Raw genomic sequence first — 18,113 nt, forward strand, 5'->3', positions numbered from 1 at the left:
GCTTTCTGAACCGGTTATTTCCTACGGATACAGAATCGCCGTGCAGACCGCCCGAATAGCATTGCTCGAAGACGACCCGGTACAGGTCGAAATCCTTGGCAGCTGGCTGCGTGCCGCCGGCCATGACATCCACACCTTCATGCGCTCTCGCGACCTGATGCGCGAAGCCGTGCGGGAAAGTTATGACCTGCTGCTGATCGACTGGGAACTGCCCGATCTGCCGGGCGCCGACGTGCTGCGCTGGCTGCGCAACGAGCGCGGGCTGACGACCCCGGTCATCTTCGTCACCGCCCGGCAGGACGAGAACGACATCGTGACCGCGCTGGCGGCGGGCGCCGATGACTACATCGTCAAGCCGGCCCGGCGCATGGAACTGCTCACCCGCATCGAAGCCGTGCTGCGGCGCAGCCGTCCGCCGGCCGATCAGCCGGTGATCGACGCCGCGCCCTACCAGTTCGACATGAATTCGCACACCGCCCGCCTCAACGGTGAGGTCATAGACCTGACCGAGCGCGAGTTCGAACTGGCGGTCTTCCTGTTCCGCAACGTCGGCCGTCTGGTGTCGCGCGGTCATCTGCTCGAATCGCTGTGGGGCCGCAAGGGCGACGTGCCGACGCGCACCGTCGACACCCACATGTCGCGCGTGCGCTCCAAGCTCGCGCTGCGGCCGGAAAATGGTTACCGCCTCGCCTCCACCTACAACTACGGTTACCGGCTTGAGCGGGTGGCCGACGACGGCAAGCGGGCGGAAGAACAGCCGGCCGCCTGAGCCGTCGACGCACCAAAGAAAAAGGAGCCTCGCGGCTCCTTTTTCATTTCCACGACCGCCGCTTACTTCTGCAGTGAATCGCGGATCTGGCGCAGCAGCACGACCTCTTCCGGCGGCTCGGCCGGTGCCTCCGGTGCCGCAGGCTCTTCGCGCTTCAGCCGGTTGATCTGTTTCACCATGATGAAGATGATGAAGGCGAGGATGACGAAGTTCAGCGCGACGGTGAGGAAGCTGCCCCAGGCGAAAACCGGCACGCCAGCCTTCTTCAGGTCGGCCAGCGTTTCCGGCACGCCCGGCGGGATGTCCTTCAGCACGATGAAGAACTGACTGAAATCGAGGCCGCCGAACAGCGCACCGACGATGGGCATGATCAGGTCGCCGACGACGGAGTCGACGATCTTGCCGAAGGCTGCACCGATGATGACGCCGACCGCCAGGTCGACCACATTGCCCTTCATGGCGAAGGCTTTGAATTCGGACATGAAGCTCATGCGGTTCTCCTCTTTCGGTGGGGATGTCTGACGTATGCAGCGAGCGCGAAGATAGCACAGGCGACTGTGTGCGCTGCGCCCGGGCCGGCGCGCGGGCTTCTCTGTTACGCTCGCGGACCATCGTGCTCATCGAGTGTCCGCTCGGGCGCTGTCATCCTGAACGGTCGCCATCGCGCGCCGCGGTTCGTCGTTACCTGATTCGCCTGCCATGTCCTTGCGTGTGCCCGCCCGGCGGGGCGCCGCGGCGTGGCGGGAGGTCAGCGACCCCGGTCCGCCTGTTTCGCATGGAGAAGGCATGAAAGTACTGAAATACGCAGCATTCGCGCTGGGCGGTATTGCAGCGCTGCTGGCCGCCGTCGTGCTCTACGTCGCCATCACCTTCGATGCGGCGAAGCTCAAGGACGAACTGAAGCGCGTCGTGCAGGAGCAGAAGCAGCGCACGCTGGACATCGAAGGCGATGTCGATCTGTCCTTCTACCCCAACCTCGGTCTCCGTCTGGGTCGCACCACGCTGTCCGAGCACAGCAGTGCCGATCGTTTCGCACAGGTCGACGCGGCGCGCGTGTCGGTCGCGGTGATGCCGCTGCTGTCGGGCTCACTGGTGGTGGACGAGATCCGCATCGAAGGTGCCTACATCCAGATCACGCGGCACAAGGACGGCAGCTTCAACTTCAGCGACCTGCTGTCCGACGACAGCGACGACAGTTCGCCGGTCAGGTTCGACGTCGCCGGACTGAAGCTGTCGCGTTCGGCGCTGGCCTTCCGCGACGAGGCCTCGGGCGCTGCGCACCAGCTGGAAGAAATCGAACTGTCGCTCGGCAAGCTGGCCAATGCCGCGCGCGGCAAACTCGATCTGGCGGCGCACCTGAAGTCCACGCAGCCGGCCATCGACAGCCGCATCGTGCTGGCCGCCACCTACGACTACGATCTGCCGGCCCAGCGCTATGCGCTCGACGATCTGAGCGCGAGGGTCGATGGCGAAGCGCTCGATCTGCAGGCGCTGAAAGCGACGCTGGGTGCCTCGCGCATCTCGCTGGTGGGCGAAGGGCAGCTGGAACTGCAGAAGCTGCAGCTCGACGCTGTGGCGACCCGCGATGGCGAGGCGCTGAGCGCCAAGCTGTCGGCGCCGGCGGTTCAACTGGCGGACGGAGCACTGCGCGGCGGCGATGTCAGCGTCAGCGCGCGGCTCGAATCGAAGGCGCGCGCCGCGGATCTGGCGCTGCAGTTCAAGGGGCTGGAGGGCAGCGCGGAGGAGGTCAAGGCCAGCGGTCTGGTGCTGGACGTCGATGCGCGCATGGACGACGCCACCGTCAAGGCTTCGCTGCAGACGCCGCTGAACGTGCGTATCGAGGGCCCGGTCATCGGTCTGCCGGCGCTGGACGGCACCGTCGATGTTGCCCACCCGGCGCTGCCGATGAAGACGGTGAAGCTGCCGGTCAAGGGCGCGCTGCAGGCCGACGTCGGCAAGCAGACCGCCGCACTCGACCTCGCCACCCGGCTCGACGACAGCCAGATCAAGCTGAAGCTCGGTGCCACCCGGTTCGATCCGCTGGCGCTGAATTTCAACGTCGACATCGATCGCCTCAATGTCGACCGCTACCTGCCGCCGGCGAAGGCGGACCCCAAGCCGGCCGGCAGTGCGGACGACACGCCGGTCGACCTGTCGGCGCTGCGCGGCCTCAACGCTAGCGGCAGCGTCAAGGTGGGCGAACTGCAGGTGTCCGGCGTGCGGATGACCAATGTGCGGCTGAACGTGAAGGCCGTCAATGGCAAGGTCGATGTCGCACCGCTGTCGGCGGCGCTCTACCGTGGCACCGCCAGCGGCGCGCTGAGCCTGAACGCGGAGGGCAACCGCATTGCGTTGAAGCAGACGCTGGCCGATATCGACATCCATCCGCTGCTCAAGGACGCGGCGGACAAGGACCTGCTGGAGGGCCGCGGCAACGTGTCGCTCGACCTGGTGACCGCCGGTGGCACGGTCGGCGCGCTGAAGAAGGCGCTCGACGGCAGCGCCTCGCTGAAGCTGCGCGACGGCGCGATCCGTGGCATCAATCTGGCGAAAAGCCTGCGTGAGGCGAAGGCAGCGCTGGGCGGTGGTGCGGCGGCGGCGCAGAAGGCGAACGCGACCGAAAAGACCGATTTCTCGGAAATGAGCGCCAGCTTCCGCATCAAGGACGGCATCGCACGCAATGACGACCTGGCGGCCAGCTCGCCTTTCCTTCGCTTGGCCGGTGCCGGCACCATCGACCTGCCCGGATCCAGTCTCGACTACCTTGCAAAGGTGACGCTCGCGGCGACCAGCAAGGGTCAGGACGGCAAGGCGGCGGCCGACCTCAGGGGCGTCACCGTGCCGGTCCGCCTGTACGGCCCGTTCGCCAGCCTGGACTACAAGATCGAGTTCGGCGACCTGGTCAAGGACGCCGCGCGCGCCAAGGTCGAGGAACAGACGCAGAAGCTGCAGGAAAAGGCGAAGGAGAAGGTCCAGCAGCAGGTCGGCGACAAGCTTAAGGGCCTGCTCGGGCGCTGACGCCCGGCCGTGAGGCCGGCCGGTCAGCGCGCAGCGGTCAGAGCGGAATTTCCCAGCTCGCGCCGATGGCGGCGATGCCGGCGCGGGCGACGATGGCGTCCTCGCTCGACTTGACGCCGGATACGCCGACGCCGCCGACGCATTCCCCATCGACGATGATCATTTCGCCGCCTTCCAGCGGCAGTACAGGCATGCGCAGCGCGGCCAGACGGCCGCTGTTCACGACGTCCTCGATCGCCTTGCTGGGTTTGCGCGCCAGCGCGCAGGTGCGGGCCTTCTCGGGGGCGATCTGGGTGCTCATCGGCGGCGCGCCATCGAGGCGCTGCAGCCACATCAGGTTGCCGCCGTCGTCGACGATGGCAATGGTGACCGGCCAGTTGCGTTTCAGTGCTTCGGCCTCGGCGGCGGCGGCGATCTGCTTCGCGTCGTCGAGCGTGAGGGTGAGGCGGGTTCTCATTCGGTTGTCTCCGTCAGGTTCTTGGGCTGACGAGGAATCCCGGTGCGTGCGCACACGGTACTGCGATTCCCCGGCGACGCTTGGCCGTGACGGGTGGTCCGGCGGGGCGCAGGCGCGGAAGGTTGTTCGCGCGCACTGTGCGTCAGGCTGATTCGGCTGGAGGGTGTTCCGCTCGCGGTACAGACGGGCTGTCCGCGACTGCCGGCTCTACCGGCAGCAAGGACCACATCCTACACTGTCGGCTGCCCGCAGGAGACGGGTCAGAACGCACAGAGAACAACAGAGAGGAGCATCCGCATGGCCAGCAATCTGGGTATCGATCTGTACTCGCCGAAGGAGATCGCGGAAAAGGTCGAGAACATCGGCGTCGTCAAGGCCAATCTGCCGCTGCGCACGATGGCCATGCTGGGCATCCTGGCCGGCGCCTTCATCAGCTTCGGCGCGCTCTATTTCACGCTGGTCGCCAGCGACGGCTCGCTCGGCTTCGCGCTGACCCGGCTGCTCGGCGGCCTGGCTTTCTCGCTCGGGCTGATACTGGTGGCGGTGGCGGGTGCCGAACTGTTCACCGGCAACAATTTCCTGGTGATGGCCTGGGCCGAGGGGCGCATTCCGTTCAGCCTGCTGGCGCGCAACTGGGCCATCGTCTATGTGACGAACGCGGTCGGTGCGCTGGGCATGGTGGCGCTGGTGATGCTGTCGCACCATACCGACATGAATGGCGGCGCGGTGGCCGAAGCCTATGTGAAGGTGGCGGCTGGCAAGACCGCCAGTTCCTTCACCACCGTGTTCATGAAGGGCGTCCTGTGCAATGCACTGGTCTGCCTCGCCGTGTGGCTGGCCACCGCGGGGCGCAGCGTGACCGACAAGGTGCTGGCCATCATCTTTCCGGTGTCGGCCTTCGTCGCCGCCGGTTTCGAGCACTGCATCGCCAATATGTACTTCATTCCGATGGGCATGCTGCTGCACGCCGGTGGCGTTGTACCGGCGGGCGTCGACCTGTCGGGCCTGACCCTTGTCGGCATGCTGTCCAACCTGCTGGCCGCCACGCTGGGCAATATCGTCGGCGGCAGCATCCTGGTGGCCGGCGTCTACTACGTCACCTTCCGTCAGCGTAGCTGAGCGCCCCCAGACCTGCCGCTTCGCGTCAGGCCCCCCGAGGGGGGCAAGAAAACTCGGGAGCGGCCAAGCGTTTTCTTGAGTCAGCGCGCCGCGATCAGGGCGGCGGCCGCCTGTGCGGCGACGCGGCCTTCGTCGGTCGGCACGACCCACACTTCGATGCCGCTGTCGTCGCTGTCGATGCGCTGCACCGCGTCGCCGGTGGCCGCGGCGTTGCGTGCACCGTCCACGCGCACGCCCATCCATGCGAGCGTGGCGCACACGTCGGCCCGCAGGGTCGCGTCGTGTTCGCCGATGCCGCCGCTGAAGGCGATCAGGTCGAGGCCACCGATGCAGGCGGCCATTGCGCCGGCCTCCCGCACGACGCGGTAGGTGAACAGCTCGACCGCCTCGCGCGCCGCTGCGCCGGCGTCGGCGCGCAGCCGGCGCATGTCGGCCGAGATGCCGGACACGCCGAGCAGTCCGCTCTGCCGGTACAGCAGTGTCTGCAGCCGGTCGTGGTCCCAGCCCTGTTCCAACAGATAGAGCAGTACGCCGGCATCGAGCGTGCCGCTGCGTGTGCCCATCATCAGGCCGTCCAGCGCCGAGAAGCCCATGGTGGTGGCCTGGCTGCGGCCATCGAGGGCGGCGCACAGACTGGCACCGTTGCCGAGATGGGCCATCAGCACGCGGCCGTTCGAGCGCGGCGAATGCCGCTGCAGCGTACCCATGATGTACTGATAGGACAGGCCGTGAAAGCCGTAGCGGCGCACGCCTTCGTCGTGCAGTGCGCGCGGCAGCGCGAAGCGGCTGGCCACTTCCGGCAGGTTGGCGTGGAAGGCGGTGTCGAAGCAGGCGATCTGCGGCAGCGCCGGGAAGGCCTCGCGGAAAGCGCGGATGCCGGCCACATTGTGCGGCTGGTGCAGCGGCGCCAGTGAATCGAGCCGGCTCAGGCGGGCGAGGATGTCGTCGGTGACGATGACGCTGTCGCAGAAATCGCGGCCGCCATGTACGACGCGATGCGACACCGCCTCGATGGCCGGGATGCCGGTTTCGCTGTCCAGCAGTTCGCGCAGCCCGGCCAGTGCGGCGGTGAAGGGCGCGTCGAGGGTTTCAAGCGAACGCCGGCCGCGGCGACCGGCCAGCGTCCAGCCCATGTCCGGCGTGCCGCCGGGTTCCAGGCCCTGGATGCTGCCGGTGAGCAGGCTGGCCTGCACCTCGCCGTCGCGCAGCGGGTGGATGGAGAACTTCAGCGTGGACGAGCCGGCGTTGACGGACAGGATGGCCATCGATGTGTATCCGGCTCAGTGCTGAGACCACGCTTCGCGCGGATGGTCGCGACGCGCGTTGTGGGCGGCGAGCAGTGCCAGCAGCGCCGAGGCGACGCGGGTCATCGGGCCGTCGGCGCGGCTGGTCAGCGCGATCGGCACACGGGCGCCGAGCACCAGGCCCGAACCGCTGGCGCCGCCGAGATATTCCAGCTGCTTGGCCAGCATGTTGCCGCTTTCCAGATCCGGCACCGCGAGGATGTCGGCGTCGCCGGCGACCGGCGACTGGATGTGCTTCACCTGTGCGGCGCGCGCGGAGATCGCGTTGTCGAAAGCCAGCGGACCGTCGAGCAGGCCGCCGGTGATCTGGCCGCGATCGGCCATCTTGCACAGCGCGGCGGCATCGAGCGTGGACGGGATGTTCGGATTGACCGTTTCGACCGCCGACAGCACGGCGACCTTGGGCTGCTTCACGCCGAGGATGCGCGCGAAGTCGATCGCGTTCTGCACGATGTCGACCTTCTCGATCAGCGACGGCCGGATGTTCAGCGCGGCGTCGGTGATCAGCAGCGGCTTGCTGTACAGCGGCACGTCGAAGCGGAACACGTGCGACATGCGGCGGCCGGTGCGCAGCGCCGGGCGGGACAGCACCGCGTGGATCATTTCGTCGGTGTGCAGGCTGCCCTTCATCAGGATGTCGACCTCGCCGGCTGCTGCCATGTCGGCCGCCGTGTCGGCGGCTGCGTGGCTGTGCGGCACGCCGACGATTTCGGCGGCACTGAGGTCTATGCCTGCTTCGGCGGCGAGGTGGCGAATACGCGCTTCCGGCCCGATCAGCACCGGAATGATCAGGCCGTGGCGGGCGGAGTCCATCGCTCCGCTCAGCGACTCGACGTCACAAGGATGCACCACGCCGCAGCGCACCGGCGGAATGCCGTCGCCCAGTGCAAGCAGTTCGCGGAAGCGCGCTTCCGGATCGAACAGCCGTATCTGCGGTGCGCGCACGTGCTCCAGCCGAACCTTCTGCGTCGGTGCCAGCACGCGCGCGGTGCCGTGCAGCACTCGATCGCCTTTCTGGTTAACCACCTGGCAATCCAGTTCGACCCGCTTCTTCGCGTCGTCCTTGCTGATGACGGTGGCGGTCACCGCCAGCGTGTCGCCAATGCGCACCGGCTTGGTGAAATGCAGCACCTGTTCCAGGTAGATGGTGCCCGGCCCCGGAAACTGGGTGCCGAGCAGTGCCGAAATCAGCGCGCCGCCCCACATGCCATGGGCGATCACGCCGTGGAACAGCGTTTCCTCGGCGTATTCCGGGTTCATGTGGGCCGGATTGGTGTCGCCGGACACTGCGGCGAAGGCCTGGATGTCGGCCAGCGTCAGCGTGCGCAGCAGGCGCGCGCTTTGGCCGATGGCCAGCTCGTCGTAGGTGATGTTCTCGATCCACTGGGTGGTCGGCGTCTCTTGCATGGCAGTTCCTTCAGGCGGGAGGGCGGTCAGGCGACGGCGTGGCAGCCGGCGTCGACGTAAAGCGTCTGGCCGGTCATGCCGGACGATGCGTCCGAGCACAGGAAGGCACAGAGCTGGGCGATCTCGTCCAGCGTGACCAGGCGGCCGAGCGGCGACTTGCGGATCGCGCTCTCCATCAGCTCGTCGAAGGAGGCGATGCCGGAGGCGGCGCGCGTCATGATCGGGCCGGGCGACACCGCATGCACGCGGATGCCGCGCGGGCCGAGCTCCATCGCCATGTAGCGCACCAGCGATTCCAGCGCCGCCTTCACCGGTCCCATCAGGCCGTAATGCGGCACCGCTTCTTCCGCGCCCAGATAAGACATGGTGATCATGCTGCCGCCGGCGCTCATGTGCGGTGCGCACAGCTTGGCCAGTTGCGCGAAACTGTGGCACGACACTTCCATCGCGCGCGCGAAACCGGTGCTCGAGCTGTCGATCACCTGGCCGTGCAGATCTTCCAGGGGGGCCCAGGCGATCGAGTGGATGACGAAGTCGATGCGACCCAGATGTCCGACCGCCCGGGCCACGAGCGCCTCCAGGTCGCCCTCTTTCTCGACGTCGCAGGTGTATAGCGGCGAGGCGAGCTGATCGGCCAGCGGTGCGACATAGCGCAGCGCCTTGTCGTTGAGGCAGGAGAGCACCAGTTCGGCGCCCTGGGCTCTTGTGGCGCTTGCACAGCCCCAGGCGATGCTGAGGTCGTTGGCGAGACCGACGATGAGCCCCTTCTTGCCGGAAAGCGGAGGGGGGAAAGGGGACATGATGGCAGGCTCCAAACTAGGCGACCCGCCGATTCTATGTGTCCTTCCATGACCGGACGTTGCTGCAACGCAACTTAATGTTGATGCGCGTCACGGCCGGACTGCGCCTTCGTCGCAGCGGTTGCGCCGCCGTACGGGCGAAAAAAAGCCCCGCGGATGCGGGGCTTTTTCCGGAGCAGCCGGCGCCTTGTGGGCTCAGGCCGCTCGCTGCATGGCGAGGGAACGCTGTGGAAGCAGCGATCGGCTCACCATCGGCTCACTTTGACTCGGGCTTTGCAGCCGGTTCGGAGTGCGACTCGACGCCGTGTTTCTCACCCGACATGTCGATGTCTCCACCCTGGGACAGGATGTACAGCGCCAGTGCAGCGAACGCGATGAAGCCAACAGCTATCTTCCACATGATTCTCAATCCTTCGCAAAAATATCCACGTCCTTGGTTTCCTTCACGAACAGCAGGCCGATCACCAGGGTGATGGCAGCGATCGTGATCGGGTACCAGAGGCCGTAGTAGATGTTGCCGTTCTGCGCCACCATCGCGAACGCGATCGTGGGCATCAGGCCACCGAACCAGCCATTGCCGATGTGATACGGCAGACTCATCGAAGTGTAGCGGATGCGGGTCGGGAACATTTCGACCAGCGCCGCAGCGATCGGACCGTAGACCATCGTCACGTAGATCACGAGGATGGTCAGGATGGCGACGATCTTCCACCAGTTGGCCGACAGCGGCTTGATCGGGTCAGCCTTGGCCGGGTAACCGGCGGCCTTCATCGCGTCGGCAACAGCCTTCTTGAAGTCTCCGATAGCCTTCACCGATGCTTCGTCGAACTTGTGACCGCCGGCCATCAGCGTGGCGGTCGGCACGTCGATCACGGTTTCGCCGATCTGCACCTTGCCGTTCGTGCCGGCCGGCGCCTCGATCGTTTCGTAGCTGGCGGAAGCCTGTGCCAGAGCGCGCTTGGCGATGTCGCAGCTGGTGGTGAAGTCCACGTCGCGCGAGATCGGGCTGCCCTGGAAGGAGCACTGCTTCGGATCGACCGTCACGGTGATCTTGGCCGATGCCTGGGCAGCTGCCAGCGCCGGGTTGGCGGCCTCGGTCAGTGCCTTGAACAGCGGGAAGTAGGTCACGATGGCCAGCGCCAGGCCCGCCATGATGATGGGCTTGCGACCGATCTTGTCGGACAGCGTACCGAACACGACGAAGAAGGGCGTGCCGATGATCAGCGATACGGCCACCAGGATGTTGGCGGTCGGGCCGTCCACCTTCAGCACGTTGGCCAGGAAGAACAGCGCGTAGAACTGACCCGAGTACCACACCACCGCCTGACCCGCGACCATGCCGACCAGCGCCAGGATGACGATCTTCAGGTTCTTCCACTGGCCGAAGGATTCGGTCAGCGGTGCCTTCGACGTCTTGCCCTCTTCCTTCATCTTCTTGAAGGCGGGCGATTCGTTCATCGTCAGACGGATCCACACCGAAATCGCCAGCAGCAGGATGGACACGATGAACGGCACGCGCCAGCCCCAGTCGGCGAATGCTTCTTCACCGATCAGGGTACGGGTGCCGAGAATCACCATCAGCGACAGGAACAGGCCCAGCGTTGCCGTGGTCTGGATCCATGCCGTGTAGGCGCCGCGCTTGCCGTGCGGTGCGTGCTCGGCCACGTAGGTGGCGGCACCGCCGTACTCGCCGCCGAGCGCCAGGCCCTGCAGCATGCGCAGCGCGATCAGGATGACCGGAGCGGCCACGCCGATCGACGCGTAATTGGGCAGTACGCCGACGATGAAGGTCGACAAGCCCATGATCAGGATGGTGACGAGGAAGGTGTACTTGCGGCCGATCATGTCGCCGAGGCGACCGAACACCAGTGCACCGAACGGACGCACGATGAAGCCGGCGGCGAAGGCGAGCAGCGCGAAGATGAACGCCGCTTGCGGATCAAGCCCGGAGAAGAACTGCTTGGCGATGATCGCTGCCAGCGAACCGTACAGGTAAAAGTCATACCACTCGAAGACCGTGCCGAGCGAAGAAGCGAAGATGACCTTCTTCTCCTCGCCGGTCATGGGGCGAGCCTTTTCGGCGCCCGCTGCAATGTTTGCTGTGGTCACTTGACACCACCTCCTCTGTTTATGATCGGTATGTGTATAGCGTCTGCAGACACTATGCGGGCCGGAGGATGCGCAGGAAAACTTACTTCTCGCTTACTTGCGTCGCGGCGCGAGGGTTGCACCCGCACGGGGTGCACGGAGAAAGCGCTGGATATTGCGTTGCAATATTCCGCCAAGGGTTGCCAGGAAAGGATGAGCGGGGTTTGTTGCGGCTCGGTGCGCACCCGATGTTGCGATGCAGTGAGCGTGTCGCGTGACGAAAATTTTTTCGCGCCGGCCGCTGCGCTCGATGACGCGCTGCGGCAATATGCGCGCTCATGGCGCAGCCCTCTTCAGAATGCGGCGCGCCGGCAGGCACCCAGAAGGAGGAGTCCGGCCTTGTGCCATCCGACCCTGAACGCCGGCGACGGCCAGCCGGCGGTCTTCGTCCCCCGTATCGCATCCCGCTCCTCCGTGGCGCGGTCCGCATGAAGCCGGACCGGCGCTTCTTCGTTGCGCTCGCGCTGCTCGGCGGTCTGCTGGCGCTGACACTGTGCGCCGCCGGCGGGCTTGTCGTCGCCTCGCTTGACCCGACACAGCGGGCGCAGCTGCTAGTGCTGGTCGGCGACCGTCTTCCACTCGTGTTCATGGTGTGGGCGCTCGTGCTGGCACTGGCCGTGCCGCCCCTGCGCGTGCTGCATGGCTGGCTGTTCGGCGCGCCGGCGCGGCTGGCGGAAGCAGCGCACGCCGTGGTCGAGACCGGCGCGGCGCCGCTGGTGACTGACCAGGGCAGCGCGGAAACCCGTGAGCTTGCACGCGCGATCGCCGGCCTGGCCTCGCAGCGCGACAGCCTGCGCGCCGGCATTGATGAACAGGTACGCGCCGGCAGCCGCCGGCTCGAACACGAGCGCGGCCGCCTTGCAGCGCTGATGTCGGAACTGGCGCAGAGCGTGGTCGTGTGCAATCTCGATGGCTGCATCCTGCTGTACAACCGGCGCGCCCGGTTGCAGTTCCGCGCACTGTCCGACGCGCCGGACGGCCTCGGCGGCAGCGAGCTGCTGGGGCTCGGGCGCTCCATCTACCCGGTGCTCGACCGCCCGCTGGTCGAACACGCGCTCGACACCGTGCGCAGTCGTATGCGCGGCGGCGACGAGCACCCGGGCGCTCAGTTCGTCACCGCCACGCGCGGCGGCCAGCTGCTGCGCGTGCAGATGGCGCCGGTGCCGGCGGCTGACGACGGCCCGCAGACGGACCTCGCCGGCTTCGTGCTGGTGTTCGACAACATCACCCGCGAGTACGAGGAAGACAGCGCGCGCGACCGCCAGCTGCTCGATTTCGACGAAACCTGCCGCGCCACGCTGGCAGGCATGCAGGGTGCGCTCGACCAGCTCGTCCGCACGGGCGACGACATGTCCACCAGGGGCAGGCTGGTCGCGCTCGTCCGCGACGGCATCGCGGCGCTCGACGGCCGGCTGCGTGCGCTGTCCGACACCGCACTGCGCAGCGTCAAGACGCGCTGGCCGCTGGAGGACATGCGCGGTGCCGACCTCGTCACCGCGGCCGTCCGTCGTGTTGCGGTACCGCGTATGCAGGCGGAGCAGGTGGACGCCGCGCTGTGGCTGCGCGTCGACAGCTTCGCGCTGCTGCAGGCGGTGGAGTGGCTGGCGCGGCGGCTGGCCGACGAGTACGAGGTGCGCGTGTTGGCGCTGTCGCTGCAGGCGGAGCCGGGCGGCGCGCAGGCGAGCCTCGACCTGATCTGGCAGGGGCGCAGCATGAGCACCGACACCGTCATGAGCTGGCAGATGGAGGCGATGAACAGCGGTGACGACCGCACGCCGCTGTCGATCCGTGATGTGGTCGAGCGGCACGGCGGGCAGTTCGGCGTCGAGCGCGAGCGGGCCAGCCATCGCACGCGCTTCCGCTTCCTTCTGCCGCTGGCCGGTGCGCCGGCGCAGGCGCCCGCCGCGAGCCGCGTCACAGGCCGTCCGGAGTTCTACGACTTCGACCTGTTCCGCACTGGCGACCCGGCGCGCGCGCTGGCCGAACGGCCGCTGAGCGAACTGACCTACACCGTGTTCGACACCGAAACGACCGGGCTGGACCCCTCCGGCGGCGACGAAATCATCCAGATCGGCGCCACCCGCATCGTCAATGGCCGGCTGCTGCGCAGCGAAAGTTTCGAGCAGTGCGTGGACCCGCAGCGTCCGGTGCCGGCGGCCAGCACGGCAGTGCATGGCCTGCGCGCCGAAGACCTGCGCGGCCAGCCGCTGATCGACGCGGTGCTGCCGGCCTTTCACGCATTTGCGCGCGACACCGTGCTGGTGGCGCACAACGCCGCCTTCGACATGCGCTTCCTCGAACTCAAGCAGGCGCGTGCCGGCGTGCGCTTCGAACAACCGGTGCTCGACACGCTGCTGCTGTCGGCGCTGGTGCAGCCGGGGCAGGCATCGCACCGGCTGGAGGACATCGCGGGGCGCTTCGGCATCGCGGTCAGTGGCCGCCATACCGCGCTCGGTGATGCGCTGGTCACCGCCGAAATATTCCAGAAGCTGCTGCCGCTGCTGGCTGCGCGCGGCATCCATACGCTGGGCGATGCGCTGGCTGCGTCACGGAACACCTACCATGCCCGCATTGCCTACTGAACGGGGCCGCGTGCGGGCACATTTGACCCGGCGCAAACCTCCTGCCGCGCGACCGTCGCATGCTGTCTTGCAGGCCGCCGGATTCTTCAGCACAGCGAGCGGCCGCATCGTCCGGTCCGGCCGCATCGACGACGGAGCACCCTGCAGATGAAACTGGCACTGATTACCGATATCCACGCCAACCGCGAAGCCTTCGAAGCCTGCCTCGACGACGCCGAGCGACAGGGCGCCGAAACCTATGCGCTGCTCGGCGATTTCGTCGGCTACGGCGCCGACCCCGCCTGGGTGGTGGATCGGGCGCGCGAGCTGGTGGCGGCCGGCGCGATTGCCGTCATGGGCAATCACGACAAGGCGGTGGTCGACGGCCCGCGCGATTCGATGAACAGCGACGCGCGACGTGCCATCGAATGGACGCGCACCCAGCTCGATGCCGCGCAGATCGACTTTCTTGCCAGGCTGCCCTACTCGGTAGAGCGCAACGGCTGCCTGTTCGTGCACGCCAACGCCTACGCGCCGCAGGAGTGGGAGTACGTCACCGGTCGTTCCGAGGCGGTGCGCAGCCTGAATTCGACGCACGCGCGCTATACCTTTGCTGGCCATGTGCACGACCCGCAGCTGTTCAACCTGTCCGGCCTGGGCAAGATCGCCGACTTCACGCCCACCCCCGGCGTCGCCATCCCGGTGCCGCCGCACCGCCAGTGGTTCGTGCTGCCCGGGTCCGCCGGCCAGCCGCGCGACGGCAACCCGGCGGCCTGCTGGGCGATGTTCGATTCGCTGCGCGCCGAGCTCACCTTTCACCGCGTGCCTTATCACCACGAGGAAGCGGCGCGCAAGATCGCGGCCGCTGGCCTGCCAGCCCGCCTGGGCGAACGTCTGATGGAGGGCAGCTAGTGCAGCAGGACGACACGCCACAGGACACACCGGCACCGCGCGTGCCGCTCGAAGTCGGTCAGGTGATCGATGGCTTCCGCCTCGAAGAACACCTGCACCGTGGCGGCATGGCCAATCTGTGGCGGGTGACGCATCCGGACCACGTGATGCCGATGATCATGAAGATCCCGCGCATCATGGGCGGCGAGGACCCGGCCACCATCGTCGGCTTCGAGGTCGAGCAGATGATCCTGCCGATGCTGCGCGGCGTGCACGTGCCGCAGTTCATCGCCAAGGGCGATTTCACGATGCAGCCCTACATCGTGATGGAACACATCGCCGGTGATTCGCTGCGTCCGCGGCTCGACCACGCGCCGCTGCCGGCCGACGAGGTTGCCAGCATCGGTGCGCGCGTCGCTGCAGCGCTGCACGATCTGCACCTGCAGCACGTGATCCATCTCGACGTGAAGCCGAGCAACATCATGTTCCGCCCGGACGGCACGGCGGTGCTCGTCGACTTCGGCCTGTCGCGCCACGATCACCTGCCGGATCTGCTGGACGAGGAATTCACGCTGCCCATGGGCACCGGCCCCTACATGTCGCCGGAGCAGGTGCAGTTCGTGCGCGACGAGCCGCGCAGCGACCTGTTCGCCCTCGGCGTCATGCTCTACCACCTGCTGACCGGTGAGCGTCCGTTCGGCAAGCCGAACACCGTGCGTGGGCTTCGTGAGCGGCTGTACCGTGAGCCGGTGCCGCCACGTGTGCTCCGCCCCGACTGCCCGCCCTGGCTGCAGGAAATCATCCTGCGCTGCCTCGAAGTCGATCCGGCCAATCGCCACCAGACTGCCGCGCTGCTGGCATTCGATCTCAGCCATCCGCACCAGGTCGCGTTGACGGCGCGGGCGGAACGCAACTCGACCGGTGGCCGCATCGACACGCTCAAGCGCTGGTTCGCCGCCGTCGGCAATGAGCCGAAGGAGCGTGGTAGTGCTGGATCGCACGTTGCACGACACGGCATCATCATGGTCGCCGTCGACGTGGCGGGTGCCTCACCCGGCCTGATGCAGAGCATGCGCCACACGCTGGAGCGCATGCTGCAGACGGAGCGCTCGGTCCGCCTGGCCTGTGTCACGGTCATGAAGACGCGACGCGTCGGCATGGACGAACTGACCGACAAGGATGGCGAAAGCATTCATGTGAAGCGGCTGGTGCAGCTGAAGCACTGGGCTCGCCCGCTTGTGCTGGCGCAGAAGCTCGAAGATCCGGCGCGCGGCGCCGGCATCACCTATCAGGTGCTGGAGGCGCCCGACCCGGCCAATGCCATCGTCGATTTCGCGCGGCGCAACGCGGTCGATCACATTGTCATGGGGGCGCGCAGCAGCTCGGTCATGCGCCGCTTCCTCGGCAGCGTGTCGGCGCGCGTCGTCGCCGAATCGGACTGCACGGTCACTGTCGTACGCGAGACGGCCGGGCGCGATGCCGGCCGAGACGAGCGCGCTTAGGCAGCGCTTCATTTGCGTCGCGCACTACGCCGCAGCGACAGCACCACCGAACCGCCGATGATGACCGCCACCACGCCGAGCGACAGCAGGACCGGAATCTTCACGAGGTCGATCAGCAGCATCTTCGTGCCGACGAACGCCAGCACCAGCGCCAGTCCGTACTTCAGCAGCGAGAACCGGTCGGCCATGTCGGCCAGCAGGAAGTACATCGAGCGCAGGCCAAGAATGGCGAAAACATTGGACGTGAGCACGATGAATGGATCGGTGGTGATGGCGAAGATGGCCGGAATCGAATCCACGGCGAAGATGAGGTCGGTCAGCTCAACCAGTACGAGTACGAGGAACAGCGGCGTGACGTAGCGCACCAGTCGGCCGCCTTCCTCCTTCATCACGAAAAAGCGTTCGCCGTCGAGCCGGTCGGTCACCTTCATGTGGCCGCGTATCCAGCGGATGACTGGATTCTTTTCCAGGTCCGGCGTGTGTTCGGCCATGAACCACATCTTCACGCCAGTGATCAGCAGGAAGGCGCCAAATACATAGAGCAGCCAGTGAAACTGCTGGATCAGCCAGACGCCCGCGAAGATCATGCCGGTGCGCATGACGATGGCGCCGAGCACGCCGTATACCAGCACGCGCTTCTGCAGTTCGAGCGGAATGTGAAAGAAGCTGAACAGCATCAGCCAGACGAACACGTTGTCGATGGCCAGTGATTTCTCGATCAGATAGCCGGTGACGTATTCCAGCGCTTTCTCGTCCGCCACCTCGCGCCCAACGGTGTTGGCCAGATAGGCCCACAGCAGGCCCGCGAAGGTCATCGATACGAGGACCCAGATGCCCGACCAGACGGCCGCTTCCTTCACGCCTACGCGATGCTGCTTGCCGCCGCCGACCACGAAGAGGTCGATCGCCAACATGACGAGGACGGTGCCGAAAAAGCCCGCCCACATCCACCAGGTGCCGATTGTTTCCATGAAAAGGGAGTTCCTGTGTCGTTTCGCCCTGCGCCGCGGCTGCGACGCGCCATCCACGCGCTGGCGCGGACGGTCCGGCTGAACGGAACGACCTTTGCCATTGCGGCAAAGGTCTCGCTCGCGGACGGTCGCATCGCGCGAACGTCCGCCCGGCGTGCCGGGCTCGCCACGTACTCGGGCGGGCCGGAATGACGACACGGCGGTTGGAGCTACTCCCCTTTGGGATGGGCGGAATATAGAGGGCAGGCCGCCGGAGGGCTGTCAGCGGAATCCTACTCGCCGAGCCGGCTAGAACACCTCCACCCGGGTGCCCGGCTCCAGCGTTCCGCCGGCCACCACTTCCAGATACACCCCCAACTCGCGATGCCCGTAGCGCTCCATCATGGTCGCCGGCAGGGTCATGTCACGCACCGCGGTGAGCGGGTTCACGCTGGTGGCGGCGCAGCGCGGGGTGCGCATGACCGCCTTCAGACGCACGTTGCCGATCGTCAGTTCTCGGTCGAGCCAGTTCGCTTCCGCCCACGGCTCGGCGCCGTCGATATAGAGGTTGGCGCGAAAGCGCATGGGGTCGATGTCCACGCCCCATTCCTCGCCGATGCGGCGCACCGTAGCGAGGTTGATCAGTGACACCGCATTCATCATGCCGTGCGACAGCACGCTCACGTCGGTGAAGCGGAAGCCTTCGCCAGCGACAAGCGTGGGCGGGCCTTCGAAGCGGGCGCCGAGGTGGCGGGCGACGAAATCGGCGAAGCGGGCGCAAGCGGCGCTGTCGTCGAGGTCGACCTGCAGTGTGCGATCGTCCGGCGTGCGCACGGTGAGGCGGCGCGCATCGTCGTCGAGGTGAGTGGTGAGGGCGGCCAGTGCCGGGTGGTCCATCAGCGCGATGAAGTCAGTCTTCGGGCGTGGCTGATAGCTGCCGGCATCGAAGTCCCAGCTGCCGTTGGTGAGCGCGTACAGGCGGTCGAGCGGCATGCCCTCGCCTGCGCGCAGCTCGACGCGGTCGAGCGGTTCGGCGGACAGGCCCTTTACGGGGTAGCGGTAGAGCTGACGGAGCGTGATCATGGCGGCGCCCGGGGAAGTGAGAAATGAGCGGATGCTCGGGGCGCCGGCCGACGTCGGCAATAAGTCGTTCACCGGATGCGCCGGTCTTGTCGATTCCTGCGCGG

15 protein-coding genes are annotated in these 18,113 nt (G+C 66.8%); 6 read left to right on the forward strand and 9 right to left on the reverse strand.

The window, feature by feature from the left end; genetic code table 11:
• Positions 1 to 40 precede the first annotated feature (40 nt).
• The gene (locus AC51BJ_RS10830; RefSeq protein ID WP_232416092.1) at positions 41 to 769 is read left to right on the forward strand and encodes a response regulator transcription factor; all 729 of its coding nucleotides are present in this window, start codon (positions 41 to 43) and stop codon (positions 767 to 769) included.
• 62 nt (positions 770 to 831) lie between these two features.
• On the opposite strand, the gene mscL is transcribed toward AC51BJ_RS10830, so the two are convergent.
• The gene (gene mscL / locus AC51BJ_RS10835) at positions 832 to 1,260 is read right to left on the reverse strand and encodes a large conductance mechanosensitive channel protein MscL (protein ID WP_425763781.1); all 429 of its coding nucleotides are present in this window, start codon (positions 1,258 to 1,260) and stop codon (positions 832 to 834) included.
• A gap of 295 nt (positions 1,261 to 1,555) precedes the next feature.
• On the opposite strand from mscL, the gene AC51BJ_RS10840 reads away from it, so the two are divergent.
• Positions 1,556 to 3,787 carry an AsmA family protein gene (locus AC51BJ_RS10840; protein ID WP_496280219.1) on the forward strand — a complete coding sequence of 744 codons (2,232 nt, stop codon included), beginning with the start codon at positions 1,556 to 1,558 and terminating at the stop codon, positions 3,785 to 3,787.
• A 37-nt stretch (positions 3,788 to 3,824) separates the two neighbouring features.
• Here the strand turns inward: AC51BJ_RS10840 and AC51BJ_RS10845 are convergent, their stop codons facing one another.
• Positions 3,825 to 4,244: a GlcG/HbpS family heme-binding protein gene (locus AC51BJ_RS10845; protein WP_304000739.1), complete on the reverse strand. Its 420-nt coding sequence runs from the start codon at positions 4,242 to 4,244 to the stop codon at positions 3,825 to 3,827.
• Between the two features lie 297 nt (positions 4,245 to 4,541).
• On the opposite strand from AC51BJ_RS10845, the gene AC51BJ_RS10850 reads away from it, so the two are divergent.
• Entirely contained in the window at positions 4,542 to 5,363 is an 822-nt protein-coding gene (locus AC51BJ_RS10850; protein WP_496280220.1) for a formate/nitrite transporter family protein, read from the forward strand.
• 80 nt (positions 5,364 to 5,443) lie between these two features.
• Here AC51BJ_RS10850 and AC51BJ_RS10855 read toward each other — a convergent pair whose 3' ends face one another.
• The 5 genes from AC51BJ_RS10855 to AC51BJ_RS10875 all read right to left on the reverse strand — a co-directional run bounded on the left by AC51BJ_RS10855 (position 5,444) and on the right by AC51BJ_RS10875 (position 10,983).
• Positions 5,444 to 6,628 carry an acetate/propionate family kinase gene (locus tag AC51BJ_RS10855; protein ID WP_496280221.1) on the reverse strand — a complete coding sequence of 395 codons (1,185 nt, stop codon included), beginning with the start codon at positions 6,626 to 6,628 and terminating at the stop codon, positions 5,444 to 5,446.
• Positions 6,629 to 6,643: 15 nt separating this feature from the next.
• Positions 6,644 to 8,074, reverse strand: a complete 1,431-nt coding sequence (locus AC51BJ_RS10860) for a bifunctional enoyl-CoA hydratase/phosphate acetyltransferase (RefSeq protein ID WP_430435455.1) — start codon at positions 8,072 to 8,074, stop codon at positions 6,644 to 6,646.
• Between the two features lie 26 nt (positions 8,075 to 8,100).
• Complete coding sequence (fabI, locus tag AC51BJ_RS10865) at positions 8,101 to 8,874, reverse strand: enoyl-ACP reductase FabI (RefSeq protein WP_496280222.1); 774 nt, start codon at positions 8,872 to 8,874, stop codon at positions 8,101 to 8,103.
• A gap of 256 nt (positions 8,875 to 9,130) precedes the next feature.
• Positions 9,131 to 9,274, reverse strand: coding sequence for a hypothetical protein (locus AC51BJ_RS10870; protein WP_496280223.1), 144 nt, complete (start codon positions 9,272 to 9,274; stop codon positions 9,131 to 9,133).
• 5 nt (positions 9,275 to 9,279) lie between these two features.
• Complete coding sequence (locus AC51BJ_RS10875; RefSeq protein ID WP_430435452.1) at positions 9,280 to 10,983, reverse strand: MFS transporter; 1,704 nt, start codon at positions 10,981 to 10,983, stop codon at positions 9,280 to 9,282.
• A 467-nt stretch (positions 10,984 to 11,450) separates the two neighbouring features.
• On the opposite strand from AC51BJ_RS10875, the gene AC51BJ_RS10880 reads away from it, so the two are divergent.
• From AC51BJ_RS10880 to AC51BJ_RS10890, 3 genes are all read left to right on the forward strand, one after another.
• On the forward strand, positions 11,451 to 13,604 hold the full coding sequence (locus AC51BJ_RS10880; protein ID WP_496280224.1) for a 3'-5' exonuclease: 2,154 nt from the start codon (positions 11,451 to 11,453) through the stop codon (positions 13,602 to 13,604).
• A 147-nt stretch (positions 13,605 to 13,751) separates the two neighbouring features.
• A complete protein-coding gene (locus AC51BJ_RS10885; RefSeq protein ID WP_496280225.1) occupies positions 13,752 to 14,495 on the forward strand; it encodes a metallophosphoesterase family protein in 744 nt (247 codons plus the stop codon).
• Entirely contained in the window at positions 14,495 to 15,976 is a 1,482-nt protein-coding gene (locus AC51BJ_RS10890) for a serine/threonine protein kinase (RefSeq protein ID WP_496280226.1), read from the forward strand. Before AC51BJ_RS10885 ends, AC51BJ_RS10890 begins: the two co-directional genes overlap by 1 nt.
• An 8-nt stretch (positions 15,977 to 15,984) precedes the next feature.
• On the opposite strand, the gene AC51BJ_RS10895 is transcribed toward AC51BJ_RS10890, so the two are convergent.
• Both AC51BJ_RS10895 and AC51BJ_RS10900 read right to left on the reverse strand, forming a co-directional pair.
• Positions 15,985 to 16,947 (reverse strand): TerC family protein, encoded by a 963-nt coding sequence (locus tag AC51BJ_RS10895; RefSeq protein ID WP_430435448.1) that lies wholly within the window; start codon positions 16,945 to 16,947, stop codon positions 15,985 to 15,987.
• 288 nt (positions 16,948 to 17,235) lie between these two features.
• Entirely contained in the window at positions 17,236 to 18,009 is a 774-nt protein-coding gene (locus AC51BJ_RS10900) for an MOSC domain-containing protein (protein WP_496280227.1), read from the reverse strand.
• Positions 18,010 to 18,113 lie beyond the last annotated feature (104 nt).

The organism is Methyloversatilis sp. S146-33 (assembly GCF_059552495.1).

Coding starts and splice junctions, on each gene's coding strand:
- AC51BJ_RS10885 (WP_496280225.1), top strand. CDS start 13,752: ATGAAACTGGCACTGATTACCGATATCCACGCCAACCGCGAAGCCTTC.
- AC51BJ_RS10860 (WP_430435455.1), bottom strand. CDS start 8,074: ATGCAAGAGACGCCGACCACCCAGTGGATCGAGAACATCACCTACGAC.
- AC51BJ_RS10845 (WP_304000739.1), bottom strand. CDS start 4,244: ATGAGAACCCGCCTCACCCTCACGCTCGACGACGCGAAGCAGATCGCC.
- AC51BJ_RS10880 (WP_496280224.1), top strand. CDS start 11,451: ATGAAGCCGGACCGGCGCTTCTTCGTTGCGCTCGCGCTGCTCGGCGGT.
- AC51BJ_RS10850 (WP_496280220.1), top strand. CDS start 4,542: ATGGCCAGCAATCTGGGTATCGATCTGTACTCGCCGAAGGAGATCGCG.
- AC51BJ_RS10900 (WP_496280227.1), bottom strand. CDS start 18,009: ATGATCACGCTCCGTCAGCTCTACCGCTACCCCGTAAAGGGCCTGTCC.
- AC51BJ_RS10840 (WP_496280219.1), top strand. CDS start 1,556: ATGAAAGTACTGAAATACGCAGCATTCGCGCTGGGCGGTATTGCAGCG.
- AC51BJ_RS10870 (WP_496280223.1), bottom strand. CDS start 9,274: ATGTGGAAGATAGCTGTTGGCTTCATCGCGTTCGCTGCACTGGCGCTG.
- AC51BJ_RS10895 (WP_430435448.1), bottom strand. CDS start 16,947: ATGGAAACAATCGGCACCTGGTGGATGTGGGCGGGCTTTTTCGGCACC.
- fabI (WP_496280222.1), bottom strand. CDS start 8,874: ATGTCCCCTTTCCCCCCTCCGCTTTCCGGCAAGAAGGGGCTCATCGTC.
- AC51BJ_RS10855 (WP_496280221.1), bottom strand. CDS start 6,628: ATGGCCATCCTGTCCGTCAACGCCGGCTCGTCCACGCTGAAGTTCTCC.
- mscL (WP_425763781.1), bottom strand. CDS start 1,260: ATGAGCTTCATGTCCGAATTCAAAGCCTTCGCCATGAAGGGCAATGTG.